Origin of the sequence: Rhodococcus pseudokoreensis (assembly GCF_017068395.1) — a bacterium.
In the GTDB taxonomy this organism is placed as follows: domain Bacteria; phylum Actinomycetota; class Actinomycetes; order Mycobacteriales; family Mycobacteriaceae; genus Rhodococcus_F; species Rhodococcus_F pseudokoreensis.
This window is the reverse complement of record NZ_CP070619.1, coordinates 5,261,659-5,280,206: the sequence shown is the minus strand read 5'-3', so window position 1 is coordinate 5,280,206 and position 18,548 is coordinate 5,261,659. Positions and strand designations below refer to the sequence as shown.

Sequence of the window (18,548 nt, the reverse complement as noted above, 5' to 3'; positions counted from 1 at the left end):
CGGCCGTAAGGCCGGTACTTACCGAAGGTGAAGAGCACGCCGCGCAAGCGGTACGCCCAAACTCTCAGGTTTCAGGACAGAGCGGGGAGGTGCCCCCTGTCGATGTCCGGTGCGGTCCGGACTCAACGAAACCGGAGTCACCTCGTGTCAGTCGAATCCCGTCACGCGCATCGCAGCGCGCCCCTCACCAGCGATTTTCCGTCACGCCACATCGGCCCCGACGCTTCCGCCAGCCAGCGCATGCTCGGCGCTCTCGGTTACGACACGCTCGATCAGCTCATCGATGCCGCGGTGCCTGACCAGATCCGCAGCGCGGAGGCCATGGACCTGCCGGTGGCGCGGTCCGAGCAGCAGGTGCTCTCCGACCTGCGGACGCTGTCGGAGCGCAACGAGACCCGCGTCCAGATGATCGGCCTCGGGTACTACGACACCATCACGCCCGCGGTTCTGCGCCGCAACATGCTCGAGTCGCCGGCCTGGTACACCGCGTACACGCCGTACCAGCCGGAGATTTCCCAGGGCAGGCTCGAGGCGCTGCTGACGTTCCAGACGGTCATCGAAGACCTCACGGCCCTCCCCCTCGCCGGTGCGTCCCTGCTGGACGAGGCCACCGCGGTGATGGAGGCGGTGCTGCTGATGCGGCGCGCGAACAAGGCGAAGTCGGGGACGCCCCGCGTGGTCGTCGACGCGGACTGTCTGCCGCAGACCCTCGCGGTGGTGCGCGGCCGAGCCAAGTCGGTGGGCATCGACGTCGAGGTGGCGGACCTGACCGGCGGACTCCCGGACGGTGACCTGTTCGGCGTCGTGTTCCAGGCGCCCGGCGCCAGCGGGCACGTGCGCGATCTGGCCCCGCTCATCGCCGCCGCCCAGGAGCGCGGTGCCCTGACCACGGTCGCCGCCGATCTGCTGTCGCTGACGCTGCTGACGCCGCCCGGTGAGCAGGGTGCCGACATCGCGGTGGGATCCGCGCAGCGTTTCGGTGTGCCGCTGTTCTTCGGTGGGCCGCACGCCGGTTACATGGCCGTGCGCGGCGGGCTCGAGCGCATGCTCCCCGGCCGGCTCGTCGGCGTGTCCGTCGACGTCGACGGGAAGACCGCCTACCGGCTGGCACTGCAGACCCGCGAGCAGCACATCCGGCGCGACAAGGCGACCAGCAACATCTGCACCGCGCAGGCACTGCTCGCGAACGTCGCCGCCATGTACGCCGCCTATCACGGTCCGGAAGGGCTGCGCGCCATCGCGACTCGAGTCCACGGACATGCGACGGCCGTCGCGGGCGGCCTCCGCACGGCGGGACACTCGGTGGTCCACGACAGCTTCTTCGACACCGTGCTGGTGCACGTTCCGGCCGGGGCCCGCGACGTCGTCGACCGCGCCGACCGCGCCGGCATCAACCTGAGGCTGGTCGACGCGGACCACGTCGCGATCGCCTGCGACGAGTGCACCACCGACGAGATCGTCGACCGCGTCCTGTCCGCGTTCGGCGCGCGAGTCGAGAAGGCAACGGTCTCCGCGCTGCCGCAGTCACTGCTGCGCACGTCGAACTACCTGCAGCACAACGTGTTCCACGAGCACCGGTCCGAGACGGCGATGCTCCGCTTCCTGCGCGCGCTGTCGGACAAGGACCTCGCACTGGACCGCACCATGATCCCGCTCGGCTCGTGCACGATGAAGCTCAACTCCGCCGTGGAGATGGAGCCGATCAGCTGGCCCGGGTTCGCCTCCATCCACCCGTACGCCCCGGTCGAACAGACCAGCGGCTACCTGCAGCTCATCCGCGGCCTCGAGCGGTGGCTCGGTGAGATCACCGGATACGACCGGGTGTCGTTGCAGCCCAACGCCGGATCGCAGGGCGAGCTGGCCGGACTGCTGGCCATCAACGGCTACCACGAGAGCCTCGGTGACCACGGACGCGACATCTGCCTCATCCCGCAGTCCGCACACGGCACCAACGCCGCGTCCGCGGTGCTCGCCGGCATGCGGGTGGTGGTGGTCGCGACGGCGTCCAACGGCAACATCGACTTAGGCGACCTGCGCGCGAAGATCGCGGCACACGAAGGCAAGATCGCCGCGATCATGCTCACCTATCCGTCCACCCACGGCGTGTACGAGAACGACGTGCGGACGGTGTGCGATCTCGTGCACGAGGCCGGCGGCCAGGTGTACGTCGACGGCGCCAACCTCAACGCGCTCGTCGGCCTGGCCCAGCCCGGGAAGTTCGGCGGCGACGTGTCGCACCTGAACCTGCACAAGACGTTCTGCATCCCGCACGGCGGCGGCGGCCCCGGCGTCGGACCGGTCGCGGTGCGCAAGCATCTGGCGCCGTTCCTGCCCGGCAACCCGCTCGGCGGAGACCAACTCGGCACTCCGGTATCGGCGGCCAACTACGGCTCCGCCGGCATCCTGCCCATCACGTGGGCGTACATCGCGCTGATGGGCCCGGACGGACTGACGGAGGCCACCAAGTCCGCCGTGCTGGCCGCCAACTACGTCGCGAAGTCGCTCGACGCGCACTTCCCCGTCCTGTACACGGGACCGTCGGGTCTGGTGGCGCACGAGTGCATCCTGGACCTGCGTCCGGTCACGAAGGCGACCGGCGTGACCGCCGAGGACGTGGCAAAGCGGTTGATCGACTACGGTTTCCACGCTCCCACCCTGTCGTTCCCCGTCAGCGGCACGCTGATGGTGGAGCCCACCGAATCCGAGGATCTGGCCGAACTCGACCGCTTCATCGAGGCAATGATCTCGATCCGCCGCGAAATCGACCTGGTCGGCGAGGGTGTGTGGCCGCTCGAACGCAGCCCGCTGCGTCAGGCCCCGCACACCGCGGATCAGGTCACCGCCGACAACTGGGATCTGCCCTATCCGCGGCACCTGGCCGCCTTCCCGGTCGCGTCGCTGCGTGCCGGCAAGTACTGGCCGCCGGTTCGCCGCATCGACGGCGTCCACGGCGACCGCAACCTCGTGTGCTCGTGCCCCGCGCCCGAGGCCTTCGAGAACACCACCGACATCAATTCCCCGGCCTTCGCCGAGACCCCCGAGGAGGCCTTCGCATGACCCTCACCACGACGCCCACGTCCCCGCTGCTCGGCGAGCACAATTCTCTCGGAGCGCATTTCACCGACTTCGCCGGCTGGCAGATGCCGCTGAAGTACGACAGCGAACTCGCCGAGCACCACGCCGTCCGCACGTCCGCCGGACTGTTCGACCTCTCACACATGGGTGAGATCGCCGTCACCGGAACCGAATCCGGCGCACTGCTGGACTACGCTCTGGCCGGCGAGCTGTCGAAGATCGGCGTCGGCCGGGCCAAGTACTCGCTCCTGTGCAACGCGGACGGCGGCGTGATCGACGATCTCGTTGTCTACCGGCTCGCCAACGAGCACTTCCTGGTGGTCGCGAACGCGTCGAACGCCCCGGCCGTGTACCGCGAACTGGCGGCGCGCGCCGAAGGTTTCTCGGCGAAGGTCGACGACCAGTCCACGGAGACCGCGCTGATCGCGGTGCAGGGACCGGCAGCACAGGACATCGTGCAGTCCCTCGTTCCCGCCTCGCAGGTGGAGACCGTCGCGGAACTGAAGTACTACGCGGTCACTCGCGCGGTCGTCGCCGGCATCGACGTCCTCCTGGCCCGCACCGGTTACACCGGCGAGGACGGCTTCGAGCTGTACGTGCCGAATGAGCAGTCCGTGGCGTTGTGGCGCGCGCTCCTGGCCGCCACCGCGGCGCGTGGCGGCGTCCCCGCGGGTCTCGCGTGCCGCGACACGCTGCGGCTCGAGGCCGGGATGGCGCTCTACGGGCACGAACTGACGCTCGACACGAACCCGTACGAGGCCGGTCTCGGCAAGGTGGTCCGGCTGAACAAGGAGTTCGTCGGCCGCGACGCCCTGCAGGCGTTGTCGGAGCAGGCCCCAAAGCGGGTGCTCGTTGGCCTTGCAGGCACCGGGCGCCGCGCCGCCCGCGCCGACTACACCGTCCACGACGCGACCGGCGGAGCGCCCGTCGGCACGATCACGTCCGGCGCCCTGTCTCCGACACTGGGACATCCGATCGCGCTGGCATTCGTGGACATCGCGTTCCGCGAGCCCGGCACCGAGCTGACCGTCGACATCCGTGGCAAGAAGGAACCGTTCGTGGTCACCCCGTCGCCGTTCTACCGCCGTTCCTGAACCCTCCCCCTCCCTTCAGCCCCGAAAAAGGTACAACCATGTCTTCAGCAGCCTTTCCCGACGACCGCAGCTACACCGACGACCACGAATGGGTCCTGATCGCGCCGGGCGCCGAACTGCCCGACGAGCCCGTCCGCGTGGGCATCACGTCCGTCGCCGTCAACTCGCTCGGCGAACTCGTCTTCGTCGATCTGCCGGAGGTCGGGACGACCATCGTCGCCGGCGAATCGTGCGGCGAGGTCGAGTCCACCAAGACCGTCTCCGAGCTGTACCCGCCGGTGAGCGGCCGGGTGACCCTGATCAACACTGCCGCCGTCGACGACCCCGGCCTGGTGACGTCCGACCCGTACGGGGAGGGCTGGCTGTTCGCCGTCCAGCCGTCCGCCGCCGGAGAGCTCCTCACCGCCGCCGAGTACGCCGAGAAGAACGGAGCGAACGCATGAGCGTCCTGAACCGCGACCTCGCGGACTTCGACCCGGACATCGCCGCTCTGATCGGCAAGGAACTCGAGCGTCAGCGCACCGGCCTGGAGATGATCGCGTCGGAGAACCACGCGCCGCTCGCGGTCATGCAGGCGCAGGGCTCGGTGCTGACCAACAAGTACGCGGAGGGCTACCCCGGGCGCCGCTACTACGGCGGCTGCGAGCACGTCGACTCCATCGAGCAGCTCGCCATCGACCGCGTCAAGGCCCTCTTCGCCGCGGAATACGCCAACGTGCAACCCCATTCCGGCGCCACCGCGAACGCGTCGGTGATGCACGCGCTGATCAAGCCCGGCGACACCATCCTCGGCCTGTCCCTCGCCGACGGCGGCCACCTCACCCACGGCATGCGGCTGAACTTCTCCGGCAAGCTCTACAACGTGGCAGCGTACGGGGTGTCCGAGAAGGACTACCTCATCGACATGGACGAGGTCGCGAAGGCGGCGCGTGAACACCGGCCGCAACTGATCATCGCCGGCTGGTCGGCCTACCCGCGCCAGTTGGACTTCGCCCGGTTCCGGGAGATCGCGGACGAGGTCGGCGCCTACCTGATGGTCGACATGGCCCATTTCGCCGGCCTCGTCGCCACCGGGTACCACCCGTCCCCGGTGCCGCACGCGCACGTCGTGACGTCGACGACCCACAAGACGCTCGGCGGCCCCCGCGGCGGGATCATCCTGACGGGCGACGCGGCGATCGCGAAGAAGATCAACTCGGCAGTCTTCCCCGGCCAGCAGGGCGGGCCCCTCGAACACGTGATCGCCGGTAAGGCAACGGCATTCAAGATGGCCGCCGAACCCGAGTTCGCCGAACGCCAGGAACGCTGCCTCGACGGGGCGAAGGTCCTCGCCGAGCGCCTCAGCCGTCCCGACGTGAAGGAAGCCGGAATCAGCGTCCTCACCGGCGGCACGGATGTGCACCTCGTCCTCGTCGATCTCCGGGACGCCGATATCGACGGGCAGCAGGCCGAAGATCGCCTCGACGCGATCGGAATCACCGTTAATCGCAACGCCGTTCCGTTCGACCCGCGGCCGCCGATGGTGACGTCCGGCCTGCGGATCGGCACGCCGGCACTCGCGGCGCGCGGTTTCGGCCGGGACGACTTCGTGACGGTCGCCGACCTGATCGCGCAGGCCCTCGTCGCTGCCGAAGGTACCGACACGTCGGCACTCGCGGCCCAGGTCCGGGCTCTCGCCGACAAATACCCCCTCTACCCGGAGCTGTAGGGATGACCATCAGCGTCTTCGACCTCTTCTCCGTCGGCATCGGCCCCTCCAGTTCGCACACGGTCGGGCCGATGCGGGCGGCGGGGACGTTCGTCGACGACCTCGGCGCACTCGGCGTTCTCGGGGACGTCGCCGATGTCCGTGTCGACCTGTACGGTTCGCTCGCGGCCACCGGCGCCGGGCACGGAACCATGTCGGCGATCCTCCTCGGCCTCGAAGGGTATCGGCCGGAGACCATCGCCACCGAGGAGATGGAGACGCGGCTCGCGGCGGTGCGGGCGAGTCGGCGGATCCGCGTCGCCGGCACGGTCGAGATCCCGCTCGCCGAGGACGAGATGGTGCTGCATCCGTTGACGGTGCTGGATTTTCACCCCAACGGGATGACCCTCACCGCTACCGCCGTCGACGGTCGCGAACTGCACGCTCAGACGTACTTCTCGATCGGCGGCGGATTCGTCGTCACCGGCGCCGAACCGGCGGTGTCCTTCGGCGCCGGCGCGAACTCGCTGTCGTTCGGGTCGGCTCGCGAATTGCTCGAACTCAGTGAGCACTACGGGCTCGGCATCAGCGAGGTGATGCTCGAGCACGAACGGACCCTCCGGCCCGAGTCGGAGGTCCGGGAGCGACTGCTGCACATCCGGGACGTGATGGTCGAGTGTCAGCAACGCGGCATCAGCCGGGACGGGTATCTGCCCGGCAATCTGCAGGTGCGCCGACGCGCCCGCGGCTGGTACGAGCGACTGAACGCGGAAGACCCGCACCGCGATCCCGCGTTCGCCGAGGACTGGGTGAACCTGGTGGCCCTCGCCGTCAACGAGGAGAACGCGTCCGGGGGGCGGATCGTGACCGCCCCCACCAACGGCGCAGCCGGCATCATCCCGGCGGTACTGCACTTCGCGCTGCACTACACCCCGGCGGGGAAGGCGGATCCGGACGACACGTCGGTGCGATTCCTGTTGGCGGCAGGCGCAATCGGATCCCTCTACAAGGAGCGGGCCTCGATCTCCGGGGCCGAGGTGGGCTGCCAGGGCGAGGTCGGCTCCGCGGCGTCGATGGCCGCCGCCGGTCTCGCCGAGATCCTCGGCGGCACCCCCGCGCAGGTGGAGAACTCGGCGGAGATCGCGATGGAACACAGTCTCGGTCTGACGTGCGATCCCATCGGGGGGCTGGTGCAGATTCCGTGCATCGAGCGCAACGCCATCTCGGCGGGCAAGGCGATCAACGCCGCCCGGATGGCACTGCGCGGCGACGGCACCCACCGCGTCAGCCTCGATCAGGTGATCGAGACGATGCGGGCCACCGGCGCCGACATGAGCTCGAAGTACAAGGAGACGTCCACCGGTGGTCTGGCCGTCAACGTGTCGGTGAACCTCGTCGAATGCTGACGCGGGACCACCTCATGGACGCGATGCCGGGGATCCGATCGGGATCCCCGGCACCGCGGTCATGCGGGTGCGGGTTGCAATAGACCGATCCGGTCGAATCGCGCCGCACGTTCGGAGAGTCGCTGGGTGGTGTCCGCCGCATCGAGGAGCGCCAGCTCGCGGTGGAGCACCGCACCGACCCGGGTGCAGAATGCCGTGGATTCCTCGGCAGCGTCGGGGAATTCGGGGATCACCTCGTCCACGATGCCGCTCGCGAGGAGATCGGAGGACCGGATGCCCTGCCGGGCGGCCATGTCCGGCGCGTGCGCGATGTCGTGGTGCAGGATCGCGCTCGCACCCTCGGGCGGCAGGGGTGACAGCCAGCCGTGCTCGGCCGCGAGCACCCGGTCGGCCGGAATCAACGCGAGCGCGCCGCCGCCGGTGCCCTGCCCGAGCAGCAGGGAGATCGTGGGAACGTCGAGCGAGACCATGTCGGCGATGCAGCGCGCGATCTCGCCGGCGAGCCCGCCCTCCTCGGCCTCCTTCGACAATGCCGCTCCCGCGGTGTCGATGACGGTCACCAGCGGCAGGTTCAGTTCCGCCGCCAGCCGCATTCCCCTGCGCGCTTCCCGCAGGGCGGCCGGGCCGAGCGGCGACCGCGTAGTCTGCCCGCGGCGGTCCTGCCCGAGCAGGACGCAGGGCATGTCACCGAATCGGACGAGCGCGAGGATCAGACCCGGATCGATCTCCCCCTGACCGGTTCCGTTGAGCGGAAGCACATCCGAGGCGGAATGGAACATCACGTCGCGTACCCCGGGCCGGTCCTCACGTCGCGAAGCCAGCACCGACTCCCACGCGGGGACGTCCGGCAGACTCTCGCGCACGACGGGGTCGGCGGGCGCCGGCCGGCCACCGCGGCTGGACGTGATGATGCGCAGCGCGCGGTCGACGATCTCGGCGAGCTGTTCCGGCGGCCGCACCGCGTCGATGAGTCCGTGCGCGTGCAGGTTCTCCGCGGTCTGGACACCGGTGGGGAACGGCGCGTCGTACAGCGCCTCGTACACGCGCGGTCCGAGGAAGCCGACGAGCGCTCCCGGTTCCGCGATGGTGACGTGGCCCAGCGACCCCCAGGACGCGAACACCCCGCCGGTCGTGGGGCTCCGGAGGTAGACGAGATACGGCAGGTGCGCCTCCTTGTGCTTGATCACCGCCGCCGTGATCTTGACCATCTGCAGGAACGCGGTCGTCCCCTCCTGCATACGCGTCCCACCCGAGGTGGGGAGGGCGAGCAGCGGAAGCCGCTCGTGGGTGGCGCGGCGGATCGCGGCGACCAGACGCTCCCCCGCCGCCACGCCGATGGAGCCGCCGAGAAAACCGAACTCGCAGACGAGGATTGCGGTTCGACGGCCGCGGATGGTGGCGACTCCGGTGAGCACCGCCTCGTCGAGGCCGGTCTTCTCCTGCGCGCGGAGAAGCTCGTCGGCGTACTCGGAGTCCGCCGCGATCTGGATCGGCGGGGTGTCCCACGACTCCCATGTGCCGGCGTCGACCACCAGATCGAGCAGTTCGGGAGCGGTCAGGCGCGCCATCAGCTGCATTCCTTCAGCCACGACAGCACGCTCTCGTTGTCCGCGCCCAGGACCGGCGGTGCGGTGTGCCGGGTCTCGGTGACCTCGGTGCCGTCCGGTTCGAAGAACCGCAGTGGCGGGCCGGGCAGCGTGATGTTGCCGAGTGTGCGGTGGTCGACGTCGATGAGCAGCCCCTGCGACTTCGTCTGCTCCCATTCGTACACCTCGGAGATGGTTCGGACGCGTCCCGCAGGCACCCCGATCCGGTCGAGTTCGATCAGGAGTTCGTCGCTCGTGTACGCGCCGAACGCGTCCTCGACCAGTTCGAGGACCTGCTTGTGGTTCTCGACGCGTTCGGGATTGGTGGCCATGCCGGGGGCGTCGGGGTCCAGGTGGAAGCCCGCGCAGAACCGCTTCCACAGCCCTTCGCTGCCGACCGAGATCTGCACGGCGCCGTCGGCGGTGCGGAACAGTCCGTACGGGGAGATCGAGGGATGGTGGTTGCCCTGCGCCTCACCGACCTCGCCGGCGACGGTCCACTTCGTTCCCTGGAAGGCGTGCACGCCGACGACGCTGGCCAGCAACGACGTTCGCACGACCCGGCCCCGTCCGGTGCGTTCGCGTTCCTGCAACGCGGCGACGACGCCGAACGCCCCGTACATGCCGGCGAGCAGATCTGCGATGGGGACGCCGACACGCTGGACGTCGTCCGGATTCGGTCCGGTCAGCGACATCAGTCCGGCCTCGCCCTGTGCGATCTGGTCGTAGCCTGCGCGTCCACCTTCGGGTCCGTCGTGGCCGAAACCGCTGATGGACAGGACGACCAGGCGCGGGTTCAGTTCGGCGAGACGCTCGGTGGTGAACCCGAGCCGGTCGAGGACCCCGGTGCGGAAGTTCTCCATGAGGACGTCGGCTCGCCGGACGAGGGACTCGAGGGTGTCGCGTCCGTCTTCGGCCTTGAGGTCCAGGGTGATCGACTTCTTGTTCCGGTTCGTGGACAGGAAGTACGTCGATTCGCGCGGCGCGTCGGCGGGTTCGACGAACGGCGGCCCCCACCCGCGGGTGTCGTCGCCGCCGTGCGGGGTTTCGATCTTGATGACGTCCGCACCGAGGTCGCCGAGCATCATCGCCGCGTGGGGACCCGCCAGTGCGCGCGTCAGATCGACGACGACCACTCCTTGCAGCGGACCCGTGCGCTCCATCGTTTTCGTGGACATGTGAAACCACCGTTACTTCCTGGCGAGAGCCGCGAGAGCTGGACTGTTGGTGCAGTGACCTAGTGGACTAGCCAATTAAATGAAACATCTGATCCGACCGATGTCAAGAGCCGAGTTTTCGAGGTGGCGGGCCGGACGCCTACCCGCCGACGATCAGAGCCAGCCGGGCACCACGAGAATCGCCCAGGCCGCGAGTGGCCCGATGGCGACGACAAGGGCGCTGTACTTCAGGATCTGCTTGTAGAAGCGGTCTCGATCGACGTTCTGCGCGTTCGCGAGGACCAGCGCTCCGTTGGTCGAGAACGGGCTGACGTCGACGATGGTCGAGGAGATGGCGAGGGCCACGATGACGCCGACCGCACCCACCTCACCGGCGAGAAGGAACGGAACGGCAAGGGGAATCGTCGCTCCCAGGATCGCCGTGGACGAGGCGAAGGCGGAGACAATGGCCCCGATGTAGCAGAGGAGCAGGGCGACGAGAAGAGGCATGCCCAGGCTTGCCACGGCGTTGCCGACGTACTCGACGGTGCCCGCCTCCTGCAGGACGCCCACGAAGGTGAGGACGCCGCCGATGAGCAGCACCGTCGACCAGCTGATCTGCGCGATCGCACCCTTCTGCGCCTTCGGCGAGGCGAGCGCCAGGACGACGGCCACCGTCATCGAGATGAACCCCACGTCCAGATCGAGGATCAGCGAGAACACCGCGAGGGCGGCGAGACCCACCAGGGTGATGGCCTGATCGAACGTGACGCCGGAGCGCGCGGGTGAGCCCGCGACGGTCTGCGCCGGACGCACCTTGGTGGCGGTGGCCCCGCCCGACCCCGGGTCGCCGCCGGTCGTGGGCGCTCCCCCGCGCGAGCCGCCGGCACCCGTTCCCGCCGTGTCTTCGACACCGTCGTCGTGCACGCTGCGACCGATCAGGTCCCGTCCGCCGAGGAACACGAATAGGAGCACCCCGATCGCGGCATTGAACAAGAGACTTCCGAGAAAGAGCGTGAGCGGGCTGTTGGTCAGTCCCGCCTTGGACGCGATGTCGTTGACCGTGACGCCGTAGATGCTGATCGGCGAGAATCCGCCGGCCTGGGCTCCGTGCACGACCATCATGCCCATCAGGAGTGCGTTGATCTTGTACCGCGCGGCGAAGCCGAGGGCGATCGGCGCGACGATCGCCACGGCGGCGGGGCCGAGCGCGCCGATCGCGGTGAGGACCGCCGTGATCCCGAACATCACCCAGGGGATCAGGGCGACACGACCGCGGACGAGCCGGACCGCCCCGCGGACCATCAGGTCGACGGTGCCGTTGTTCTGGGCGATCGCGAAGAGGTAGGTGATGCCGACCAGCGTCAGGAACAGGCTGCTGGGGAATCCGGCGATGATGTCGTCGCTGCTCATGTGCAGCGACAGGGTGCCGACGAAGAAGGCGGCAACGAAGCCGAGGGCGCCCATGTTCACGGGCAGCACGGTCGCCGCCAGGAACATGACGGCGAGCGCGAGGATGGGGATCAACTCGGTCGACATGAAAGTCTCCGGTTCTGTGGCAGTGGCAACTGGTCTCAGCCGGCCCCGAGAATTGACTCAGTGGCAAATTGGCCTAGCCACTTCATCGAAGCAGTGTCGTGGCTCACTGTCAACAGCAACTGTGCGTGCGGTTACCTGCCTCCGGGAGATACCGTGGAGTAGTTTCAGTGGAATGGAGAGTGGGTGGCCCAGTGGCTGAGCAACTGCGTCCGGTAGCGCGACCGCGGCTGTACGAGGTGATCGTCGAACAACTCTGCGCCCACATCGCCGAACACGGGATGACGCCGGGCGACCGCCTCCCCGCCGAGCGTGAACTCGCAGCTCAACTGGGCGTGTCTCGCGCGTCCCTGAGCCAGGCGCTCGTCGCGCTCGAGGTGCAGGGCGTGGTGTCGGTGCGGCACGGCGACGGCGCCGTCCTCGTCCGGCAACCCATCGAGGAACGTGCGGTCAAGGCCCTGCGGGAACACGCCGACCGGCTCCCCGAGGTGATCGAGGCCCGCGAGGCACTCGAGGTCAAGCTGGCGGGGCTCGCCGCCGAGCGCCGGACCGACGCGGAGATGGCGGCGATCGATTCCGCACTCGCGACGATGGAATCCGAGATCGCCGCCGGTGATCGCGGCGTCGTCGGCGACGAACAGTTCCACGAGGCCATCACCGTCGCCGCGCACTCGTCACTGCTGGCCAAGCTGATGCACGAGATCTCCGGGCTGATCCGGGAGACCCGGATCGAATCCCTCTCCCAAGCCGAACGCCCGCGGGCCTCGCTCGAAGGGCACCGTCGCATTGCGACGGCGATTCGAGACCAGGACTCCGCGGGCGCCTCCCGTGCGATGGCCGATCACATCCGGATGGTGTCCGACGTCGCGCTGCTGCGCGAGGGCAGCTGACCGGATCCGGGACTACCCGCCTGCCATCGAGTGCGGGCGGTGGGCACCGACGATCGCGTCGGTGTCGGCGCCGAGCACCGGCGGCGCGGACGTCAGGTGCGGGCGTTCGCCGGAGAAGCTGACCGGGAACGCGATCTGCCGCAGGCTGCCGATCGTCGGGTGGTCGACCGTGCCGATCATGCCGAGCGCCGCGGTGTGCGGGTCGGCGTAGATCTCGTCGAGGTGCCGGATCGGTGACACGGGCACGGCGTGCGCGGCGAGCGTGTCGCACCAGTGCTCCACGGTGCCCGGTGCGAAGGCCGCCGACAGTTCCCGCTCGAGATCGCCGCGATTCGCCACCCGGTCCCGGTTGCGCTCGAACCGCGGATCGGCCGTCAGGTCGTCCCGCCCGATCGCCGAGCACAGGCTCGCCCATTGCGTGTCGTTGCCCACCGCGACGACGAAGTACCCGTCTCTCGCGGGGAACGCTTGATAGGGAGCGAGATTCGGGTGACCGGAGCCCAGCGCGCCGGGACGCTCCCCGGTGGCGAAGTAGTTCGTCGCCCAGTTCACGTGCAGCGCGAGTTGGCATTCGAACAGCGATGTCGTCACGTACTGCCCGCGGCCGGTCCGCGACCGCTCCACGAGGGCAGCGAGCACGCCGATCAGCCCGAACAGCGCCGCCCCCAGATCGCCCATCGCGAATCCGGCCTTCATCGGCGCCCCACCCGGCTCACCGGTGAGCGACATGAGGCCGCCGGCGGCCTGCGCGATCATGTCGTAGCCGGGTTCGTCCCGCAACGGACCCTCCTCCCCGAACGCGGAGATGTGCAGCACGACCAGGTGCGGGTACCGCTCGGACAGCGTCCGGTAGTCGAAAATCCGCTGCAACCCGCTGCCGGGTTTGAAGTTCTCGACGACGACGTCGGTCTCCTCCAGGATCCGGTGGATGAGGTCCTGTCCCTCTTCCGATTTGAGGTCGACGGTCACCGACTTCTTGCCCCGGTTGATCGCAAGGTAGTACGTGGCGTCGGCGCCGACGAACGGCGGCCCCCACGACCGGGTCGGGTCGCCGCCCTCGGGATGCTCGACCTTGGTGACGTCGGCGCCGAGGTCCGCGAGCGACATGGTGGCGTACGGTCCGGCGAGGATCTTGGACAGGTCCAGCACCCGCACCCCCGCGAGGGGTGCCGGTCCGGTGTGGGTGGCGCTCACAGCAGAACTCCTGTCGGAGAGTCGGATCGGGGTGCGGCGGCCTGCGCGACGTCCGCGGCGACATCGGTGCCGTCGACGACGGCCGCGAGGTGGCGGAGGGCGACGCCCGGGACGTCGCCGGAGTCGCTCGACAGGTACGCGTTGGCGACGAGCAGCGACCGGTAGCCGCGACCCGACGTGACGGCAACATCGGCGAGATCGTAGAGCAGGGTGGCCATCGTCGCGCGGGCCAGATCGTTGGCGTAGCGCGCGCACCCGGCCTGCGCGGTGTCCTCGTCTCCGGCGACCAGCAGGTCGCCCTCGTCGACGAGGTCGTCCCACCGTCGACGGAGCACGTCGGCGCCTGCGTCGCAGTCCGGTCCGAGCCCGGCGAGGATGCCGCGCATCGTGTCCGCCAGCTGACGGTGCGCACCGAGTTTGCGCATGCACCGCAGCACGTCGAGGGCGATGACGTTGCTCGATCCCTCCCAGATCGACCCCAGGTGGGCGTCGCGGACCAGGCGGGCGTGTGCCCATTCCTCGATGTAGCCGTTGCCGCCGCGGACCTCCATCGCCTCGCCCGTGACCACCCGGGCCCGCTTGCAGACGTAGTGCTTCGCGAGCGGGGTGAGGACCCGGATCAACCCCCGCGCGGATTCGTCTCCGGCGTCGGCGGCCTGCAGACACTGCGCGCTGTACGCCACCAGGGCGAGCGCCGCCTCGGCGTCGAGCGCGAGCGGCAGCAGGGTGGCGCGCATCAGCGGCTGGTCGAACAGGTTCTTGCCGAACACGACCCGCACCCGGGTGTGGTCGACGGCGTCGCGCACCGCCCGTCGCATCAGGGCGCTCGACCGCATCGCGTTCGACAGCCGCGAGGTGTTCACCATCTCGGCCATCTGCCGGAACCCGCGGTCCAGTTCGCCCACCTGCAGGGCGTACGCCCCGGCCAGCGACACCTCGCCGCTGGGCATCGAGCGGGTACCGAGCTTGTCCTTCAGCCGGTCGATCGTGTAACTGTTGCGCTCGCCGTCCGCGAGAACCTTGGGCACCATGAACATTCCGACGCCGCGGGTGGAGCCGTCGGCGCCGCCGGGGAACCGGGCGAGGGTCACGATGACGTCGGCGTCGGGATTGGACGCGAACCACTTCTTCCCGGTCAGCCGCCACGCGTCGCCGTCGCGTTCGGCCCGGGTCTCCGTGCGGGCAATGTCCGTGCCTGCCTGCGGCTCGGTCATGAACATCGCGCCGGTCATCGCACCCTCGGGGTCCGTCGAGGTCAGCGCGTCGATCCACGGCCCGAACACGTCCGGGTCACCGAACATGCGCAGCGTGCGGGCAGCGGCGTCCGTCATCGACACGGGGCACGCCAGCCCGAACTCGGCCTGCACGAAGACGTACGACGCAAGGTACTTCACCAGGTGCGGCGGGACCGCGTCCCAGCCGTGCAGGCCGCCGCGGTGCGACAGCGCGGACAGTCCGTATTCGCTGTAGGCGGCGCGGCACAACTCCTGGTAGGCCGGGTGGTACGTGATCCGGTCGATGCGTTCGCCGTCGCGGTCGAACTGCTCGAGCACGGGCGGATTCTTGTCCGCGGTGGCAGCGAGTGCGTCGAGTCGGCCGGCGGCGTCTGCGCCGAGCCGGCCGAGCAGGGCGTTCAGCGTGTCACGGTCCGACGGTGCGGTCCAGCGGTCGACGACGGCACGCAGGGCGGGATCGGTGTGAGCGAAATTCATGAGTGGGCAGCATCTTTCCGGGTCGAGGTGTGGGCGGGGAGGGGCTCGGTATCCGATTCTCGCCGGGCCTCACCCCTGCGGAGCAGCAGCGTCATGCAAGCGAGCGAGAGCACGACGTAGCCGAGTCCGAGGGCGACCACCGGCCAGATCGAGTCGGTACGGGTGAGCAGGAACTGGCACAGCATCGGGGCGGTTCCGGCGAAGATCGCCGTGGACAGCTGATACGACAGCGAGATTCCGGTGTAGCGGACATTGGTCGGGAAGACCTGGGCGAGGATGCCGGCGAGCGCCGCGTAGTACATCGCGTGCGGCGCGGTAGCGAGCACCATGCCGAGCATCGCCAGCGGCACCGACCCGGATTGGACCAGGAGAAACATCAACGGCAGCAACACGAGTTCGGGCAGCAGCATCCACCGGATCGCCCGCGACGGATCGATCTTCGTGGCCAGCACGGCGCCGAACGGCTGGACGAGTACCTGTGCGACGAGCGCGATCGTGATCACGAGGAGGAAGTCGCCGCGGTCGAAGCCGAGATCGGCGGTGGCCCAGGCGAGTGCGAACGTGGTCTTCACGTAGGTGATCGCGACACCCGCGACCACCGCGCCCACCCCGAGGAGGAGTTCGACGGGGTGCGAACGCAGCACCTCGACGAGCGGCATCCGGGTGCGCTCCTGCGCGACAACGGCCTTCTTCATTTCCGGGGTCTCGGAGATGCGCAGCCGGATGTACAGCGCGACGACGACGAGTGCGGCGGACGCGAGGAACGGCAGACGCCAGCCCCAGGATTCGAACACGCTGTCCGACAACAACGTCAGCGCGAGGAAGGCCAGGGTCGCGAGCAGGTTGCCGACGGGCGATCCCTGCTGCGCGAACGCGCCGTACAGCACCTTCTTGTTCGGTGGCGCGAATTCGGTGGCGATGAGCACGGCGCCGCCCCACTCACCGCCCATGGCGACACCCTGGACCACGCGGAGCGCGACGAGAAGCACCGGCGCCCAGATCCCGATCTGCGAGTAGGTGGGGAGGCAGCCGACGCCCACCGTTCCGATCCCCATCAGGATCAGCGTGATGATGACGGCGTTCTTGCGTCCGAACTTGTCACCGAAGTGACCGAACACGATCCCGCCGAGCGGGCGGGCCACGAAGCCGATCGCGAACGTCGCGAAGGCGGCGAGAGTGCCCACCGCGGGCGAGGCGTCGGGGAAGAACAACCGGCCCAGCACCAGCGCGGACGCGGTGCCGTAGATGTAGAAGTCGAACCACTCGATGGTGGTGCCGACGAAGGCGGTGACACCGGCCTTGCGGGCCTGCCGGGTGCTGTATTCGGGTGGTGCCGCGTCGCGGCCGGGATTCGGATTCACGGTTCTCCCTGACTTTCGTGCTCGGGGCGTCACACCGAGGTTGAGGTGGTGTGCATCACTATGGCCGGGATTCCGTGTAGAGTCCAAGACTTAATTCAGCTTGTTTAGGTGATCCAGACACATAGTCCCCGAGGAGCGTCATGGAACTCCGTCACCTGCACGCCTTCCTCGCGGTGGCCGAAGAACTGCACTTCGGGCGGGCCGCCGAGCGTCTGCATGTCGCGCAGTCCCCACTCAGCCAGACCGTGCGGGCTCTCGAACGGGAACTGGGCACCGACCTGTTCGTCCGCACCACCCGCTCCGTGCGCCTCACGGCCGCGGGCGAGGCACTGGTGGGTCCGGCCCGCACCATCGAGGCACAGATCGGGATCGTGCGGGGCATCGCGCAGGCGGCGGCCGCCGGGGAGACCGGCCGCGTGACCGTCGGGTTCGGCGGCGCGGGCGGCTACACGGTGCTGTCCATGCTCGCCCGCTCCCTCGCCGACACCTACCCCGGCATCGAACTCGACCTCCGCCCGCAGATGTACTCCGGCGAGGTCCTCGACGCCCTCTCCCGCGGAACCCTCGACATGGGCATCGTCGGACTGCCGGTCCCGCGGGGTTTCGCGACGCACACCGTGCTCGAGGAGGCACTGATGGTCGCGGTCCCGGCCGGCCACCGCCTCGTCGCGGCGGGCGCCGTCGTGCCGCAGGAACTGGCGAGCGAACGGTTCGTGATCTACCCCGCCGAACACGGTTCCGTGGTCCGCGACGCCACGCTCGCGCTGTGCGCGGCGGCAGGGTTCGCCCCTGTCGTCGCGCACGAAGCCCCCGACCCGTACAGCCTGCTCGCGATGGTCGGCGCCGGGGTCGGGGTGGCCGTCGTGGTCGATTCGACGGCACACCTGACGATGGACGGTGTCGAATACCTGCCCATCGCGGGTGACGCCCCGACCCTCCCGATCGCCATGGCCTGGCAGGACGCGAATCCGTCGCCCGCGGTGCAGACGGTCACCCGGGTGCTGCGCGACGTGATCGGAAATGTCGGCCACGTGGGGGCTTGACCGAATTTACTAACGCCTATAGTTTATTTCTCGTGAGACAAGTCACGCTCGATGTAGCGTTGTCTCACACCACGGACACGCGCTTCACCAGCCCGAGGAGGCCTGGGATGTCTTCACCGCCGATCGCCCGCCCACCGATCGACTCGACCCGGAGTCGGACCGCGGTCAGTTACCTTCGACGTCGACACCGACCAGGAACGCTCTGAGCATCTCGACGAACAGCGCCTCGTCGGCGTCCCGAACCGCGACGGACGTTCCCTCGGACGGTTCCACCGAACCGTTCGGCGGCAACTCCACGAGCGCGGGTCTGCCGGTCGCGGTGCACATCGCGGATCCCACCGTCATGCGGTGGGTGGCCTCGAGCAGAAACAGCTGACGGGACAACGGAACTCCCTGATCCCCCAACAGCCTCGAATACTGCGCGTACAACTTGTGCAGGAGGTTCTCGGGAAACCAGGTGAACACCACCGGAACGACATTCGGGTGGCGGAGCAACGAATTCCGGAACTCGAGGGACTCGGCGATCAACCAGTCCCGCCACTGCCCTGGTGCCGGGTCCGGAATCCGCGGAGTCTCCAGGACCACCGCACGCGCCACCTCCGACAGGATCTCGGTCTTGTCGGCGAAGTGGTTGTACAGGGAGGGTGCCCGCACATTGAGCGCCGTTGCGATCCGTTCGAGGCTGAATCCGTCCATGCCGTCGCGGTCGATGATCTCGATCGCGGCAGACACCACGGCGCTCCGCGTGATCGCCGGCTTGCGTCCCACTGATCCTCCTCAGGTCCGCGCGAATCGTACCCCCGACCG

14 protein-coding genes are annotated in these 18,548 nt (G+C 68.9%); 7 read left to right on the top strand and 7 right to left on the bottom strand.

Annotated elements, in window-relative coordinates; translation table 11 throughout:
- Positions 1-102: 102 nt before the first annotated feature.
- From gcvP to JWS13_RS29250, 5 genes are read left to right on the top strand one after another with little or no spacing between them, the layout of a single operon-like run.
- Positions 103-3,057: an aminomethyl-transferring glycine dehydrogenase gene (gene gcvP / locus JWS13_RS29270; protein ID WP_241032380.1), complete on the top strand. Its 2,955-nt coding sequence runs from the start codon at positions 103-105 to the stop codon at positions 3,055-3,057.
- Positions 3,054-4,169, top strand: a complete 1,116-nt coding sequence (gene gcvT, locus JWS13_RS29265) for a glycine cleavage system aminomethyltransferase GcvT (RefSeq protein ID WP_206008894.1) — start codon at positions 3,054-3,056, stop codon at positions 4,167-4,169. Before gcvP ends, gcvT begins: the two co-directional genes overlap by 4 nt.
- A 38-nt stretch (positions 4,170-4,207) precedes the next feature.
- The gene (gene gcvH, locus JWS13_RS29260) at positions 4,208-4,612 is read left to right on the top strand and encodes a glycine cleavage system protein GcvH (RefSeq protein WP_124394764.1); all 405 of its coding nucleotides are present in this window, start codon (positions 4,208-4,210) and stop codon (positions 4,610-4,612) included.
- The gene (gene glyA, locus JWS13_RS29255; RefSeq protein ID WP_206008893.1) at positions 4,609-5,877 is read left to right on the top strand and encodes a serine hydroxymethyltransferase; all 1,269 of its coding nucleotides are present in this window, start codon (positions 4,609-4,611) and stop codon (positions 5,875-5,877) included. Before gcvH ends, glyA begins: the two co-directional genes overlap by 4 nt.
- 2 nt (positions 5,878-5,879) lie before the next feature.
- Complete coding sequence (locus tag JWS13_RS29250) at positions 5,880-7,262, top strand: L-serine ammonia-lyase (protein ID WP_206008892.1); 1,383 nt, start codon at positions 5,880-5,882, stop codon at positions 7,260-7,262.
- 59 nt (positions 7,263-7,321) lie between these two features.
- Here the strand turns inward: JWS13_RS29250 and JWS13_RS29245 are convergent, their stop codons facing one another.
- From JWS13_RS29245 to JWS13_RS29235, 3 genes are all read right to left on the bottom strand, one after another.
- Complete coding sequence (locus JWS13_RS29245; protein ID WP_206011778.1) at positions 7,322-8,830, bottom strand: carboxyl transferase domain-containing protein; 1,509 nt, start codon at positions 8,828-8,830, stop codon at positions 7,322-7,324.
- Positions 8,830-10,026: a CaiB/BaiF CoA transferase family protein gene (locus JWS13_RS29240; RefSeq protein WP_206008891.1), complete on the bottom strand. Its 1,197-nt coding sequence runs from the start codon at positions 10,024-10,026 to the stop codon at positions 8,830-8,832. The genes JWS13_RS29245 and JWS13_RS29240 overlap by 1 nt, the downstream gene beginning before the upstream one ends.
- A 153-nt stretch (positions 10,027-10,179) precedes the next feature.
- A complete protein-coding gene (locus JWS13_RS29235; protein ID WP_206008890.1) occupies positions 10,180-11,544 on the bottom strand; it encodes an SLC13 family permease in 1,365 nt (454 codons plus the stop codon).
- A 191-nt stretch (positions 11,545-11,735) separates the two neighbouring features.
- Here JWS13_RS29235 and JWS13_RS29230 point away from each other — a divergent pair, with 191 nt between their 5' ends.
- A complete protein-coding gene (locus JWS13_RS29230; RefSeq protein WP_206008889.1) occupies positions 11,736-12,431 on the top strand; it encodes a FadR/GntR family transcriptional regulator in 696 nt (231 codons plus the stop codon).
- Positions 12,432-12,443: 12 nt separating this feature from the next.
- On the opposite strand, the gene JWS13_RS29225 is transcribed toward JWS13_RS29230, so the two are convergent.
- Genes JWS13_RS29225 through JWS13_RS29215 form a run of 3 tightly spaced genes read right to left on the bottom strand, consistent with a single transcriptional unit; the run spans position 12,444 to position 16,698 of the window.
- Positions 12,444-13,625 carry a CaiB/BaiF CoA transferase family protein gene (locus JWS13_RS29225; RefSeq protein WP_206008888.1) on the bottom strand — a complete coding sequence of 394 codons (1,182 nt, stop codon included), beginning with the start codon at positions 13,623-13,625 and terminating at the stop codon, positions 12,444-12,446.
- A complete protein-coding gene (locus tag JWS13_RS29220) occupies positions 13,622-15,337 on the bottom strand; it encodes an acyl-CoA dehydrogenase family protein (protein WP_206008887.1) in 1,716 nt (571 codons plus the stop codon). Before JWS13_RS29220 ends, JWS13_RS29225 begins: the two co-directional genes overlap by 4 nt.
- Positions 15,334-16,698, bottom strand: a complete 1,365-nt coding sequence (locus JWS13_RS29215) for an MFS transporter (RefSeq protein WP_206008886.1) — start codon at positions 16,696-16,698, stop codon at positions 15,334-15,336. Before JWS13_RS29215 ends, JWS13_RS29220 begins: the two co-directional genes overlap by 4 nt.
- A gap of 140 nt (positions 16,699-16,838) precedes the next feature.
- Between JWS13_RS29215 and JWS13_RS29210 the strand changes: the two genes are divergently transcribed.
- On the top strand, positions 16,839-17,741 hold the full coding sequence (locus JWS13_RS29210) for a LysR family transcriptional regulator (protein ID WP_206008885.1): 903 nt from the start codon (positions 16,839-16,841) through the stop codon (positions 17,739-17,741).
- Positions 17,742-17,906: 165 nt separating this feature from the next.
- Here JWS13_RS29210 and JWS13_RS29205 read toward each other — a convergent pair whose 3' ends face one another.
- Positions 17,907-18,509 carry a TetR family transcriptional regulator gene (locus JWS13_RS29205; protein WP_206008884.1) on the bottom strand — a complete coding sequence of 201 codons (603 nt, stop codon included), beginning with the start codon at positions 18,507-18,509 and terminating at the stop codon, positions 17,907-17,909.
- Between the last annotated feature and the right edge of the window lie 39 nt (positions 18,510-18,548).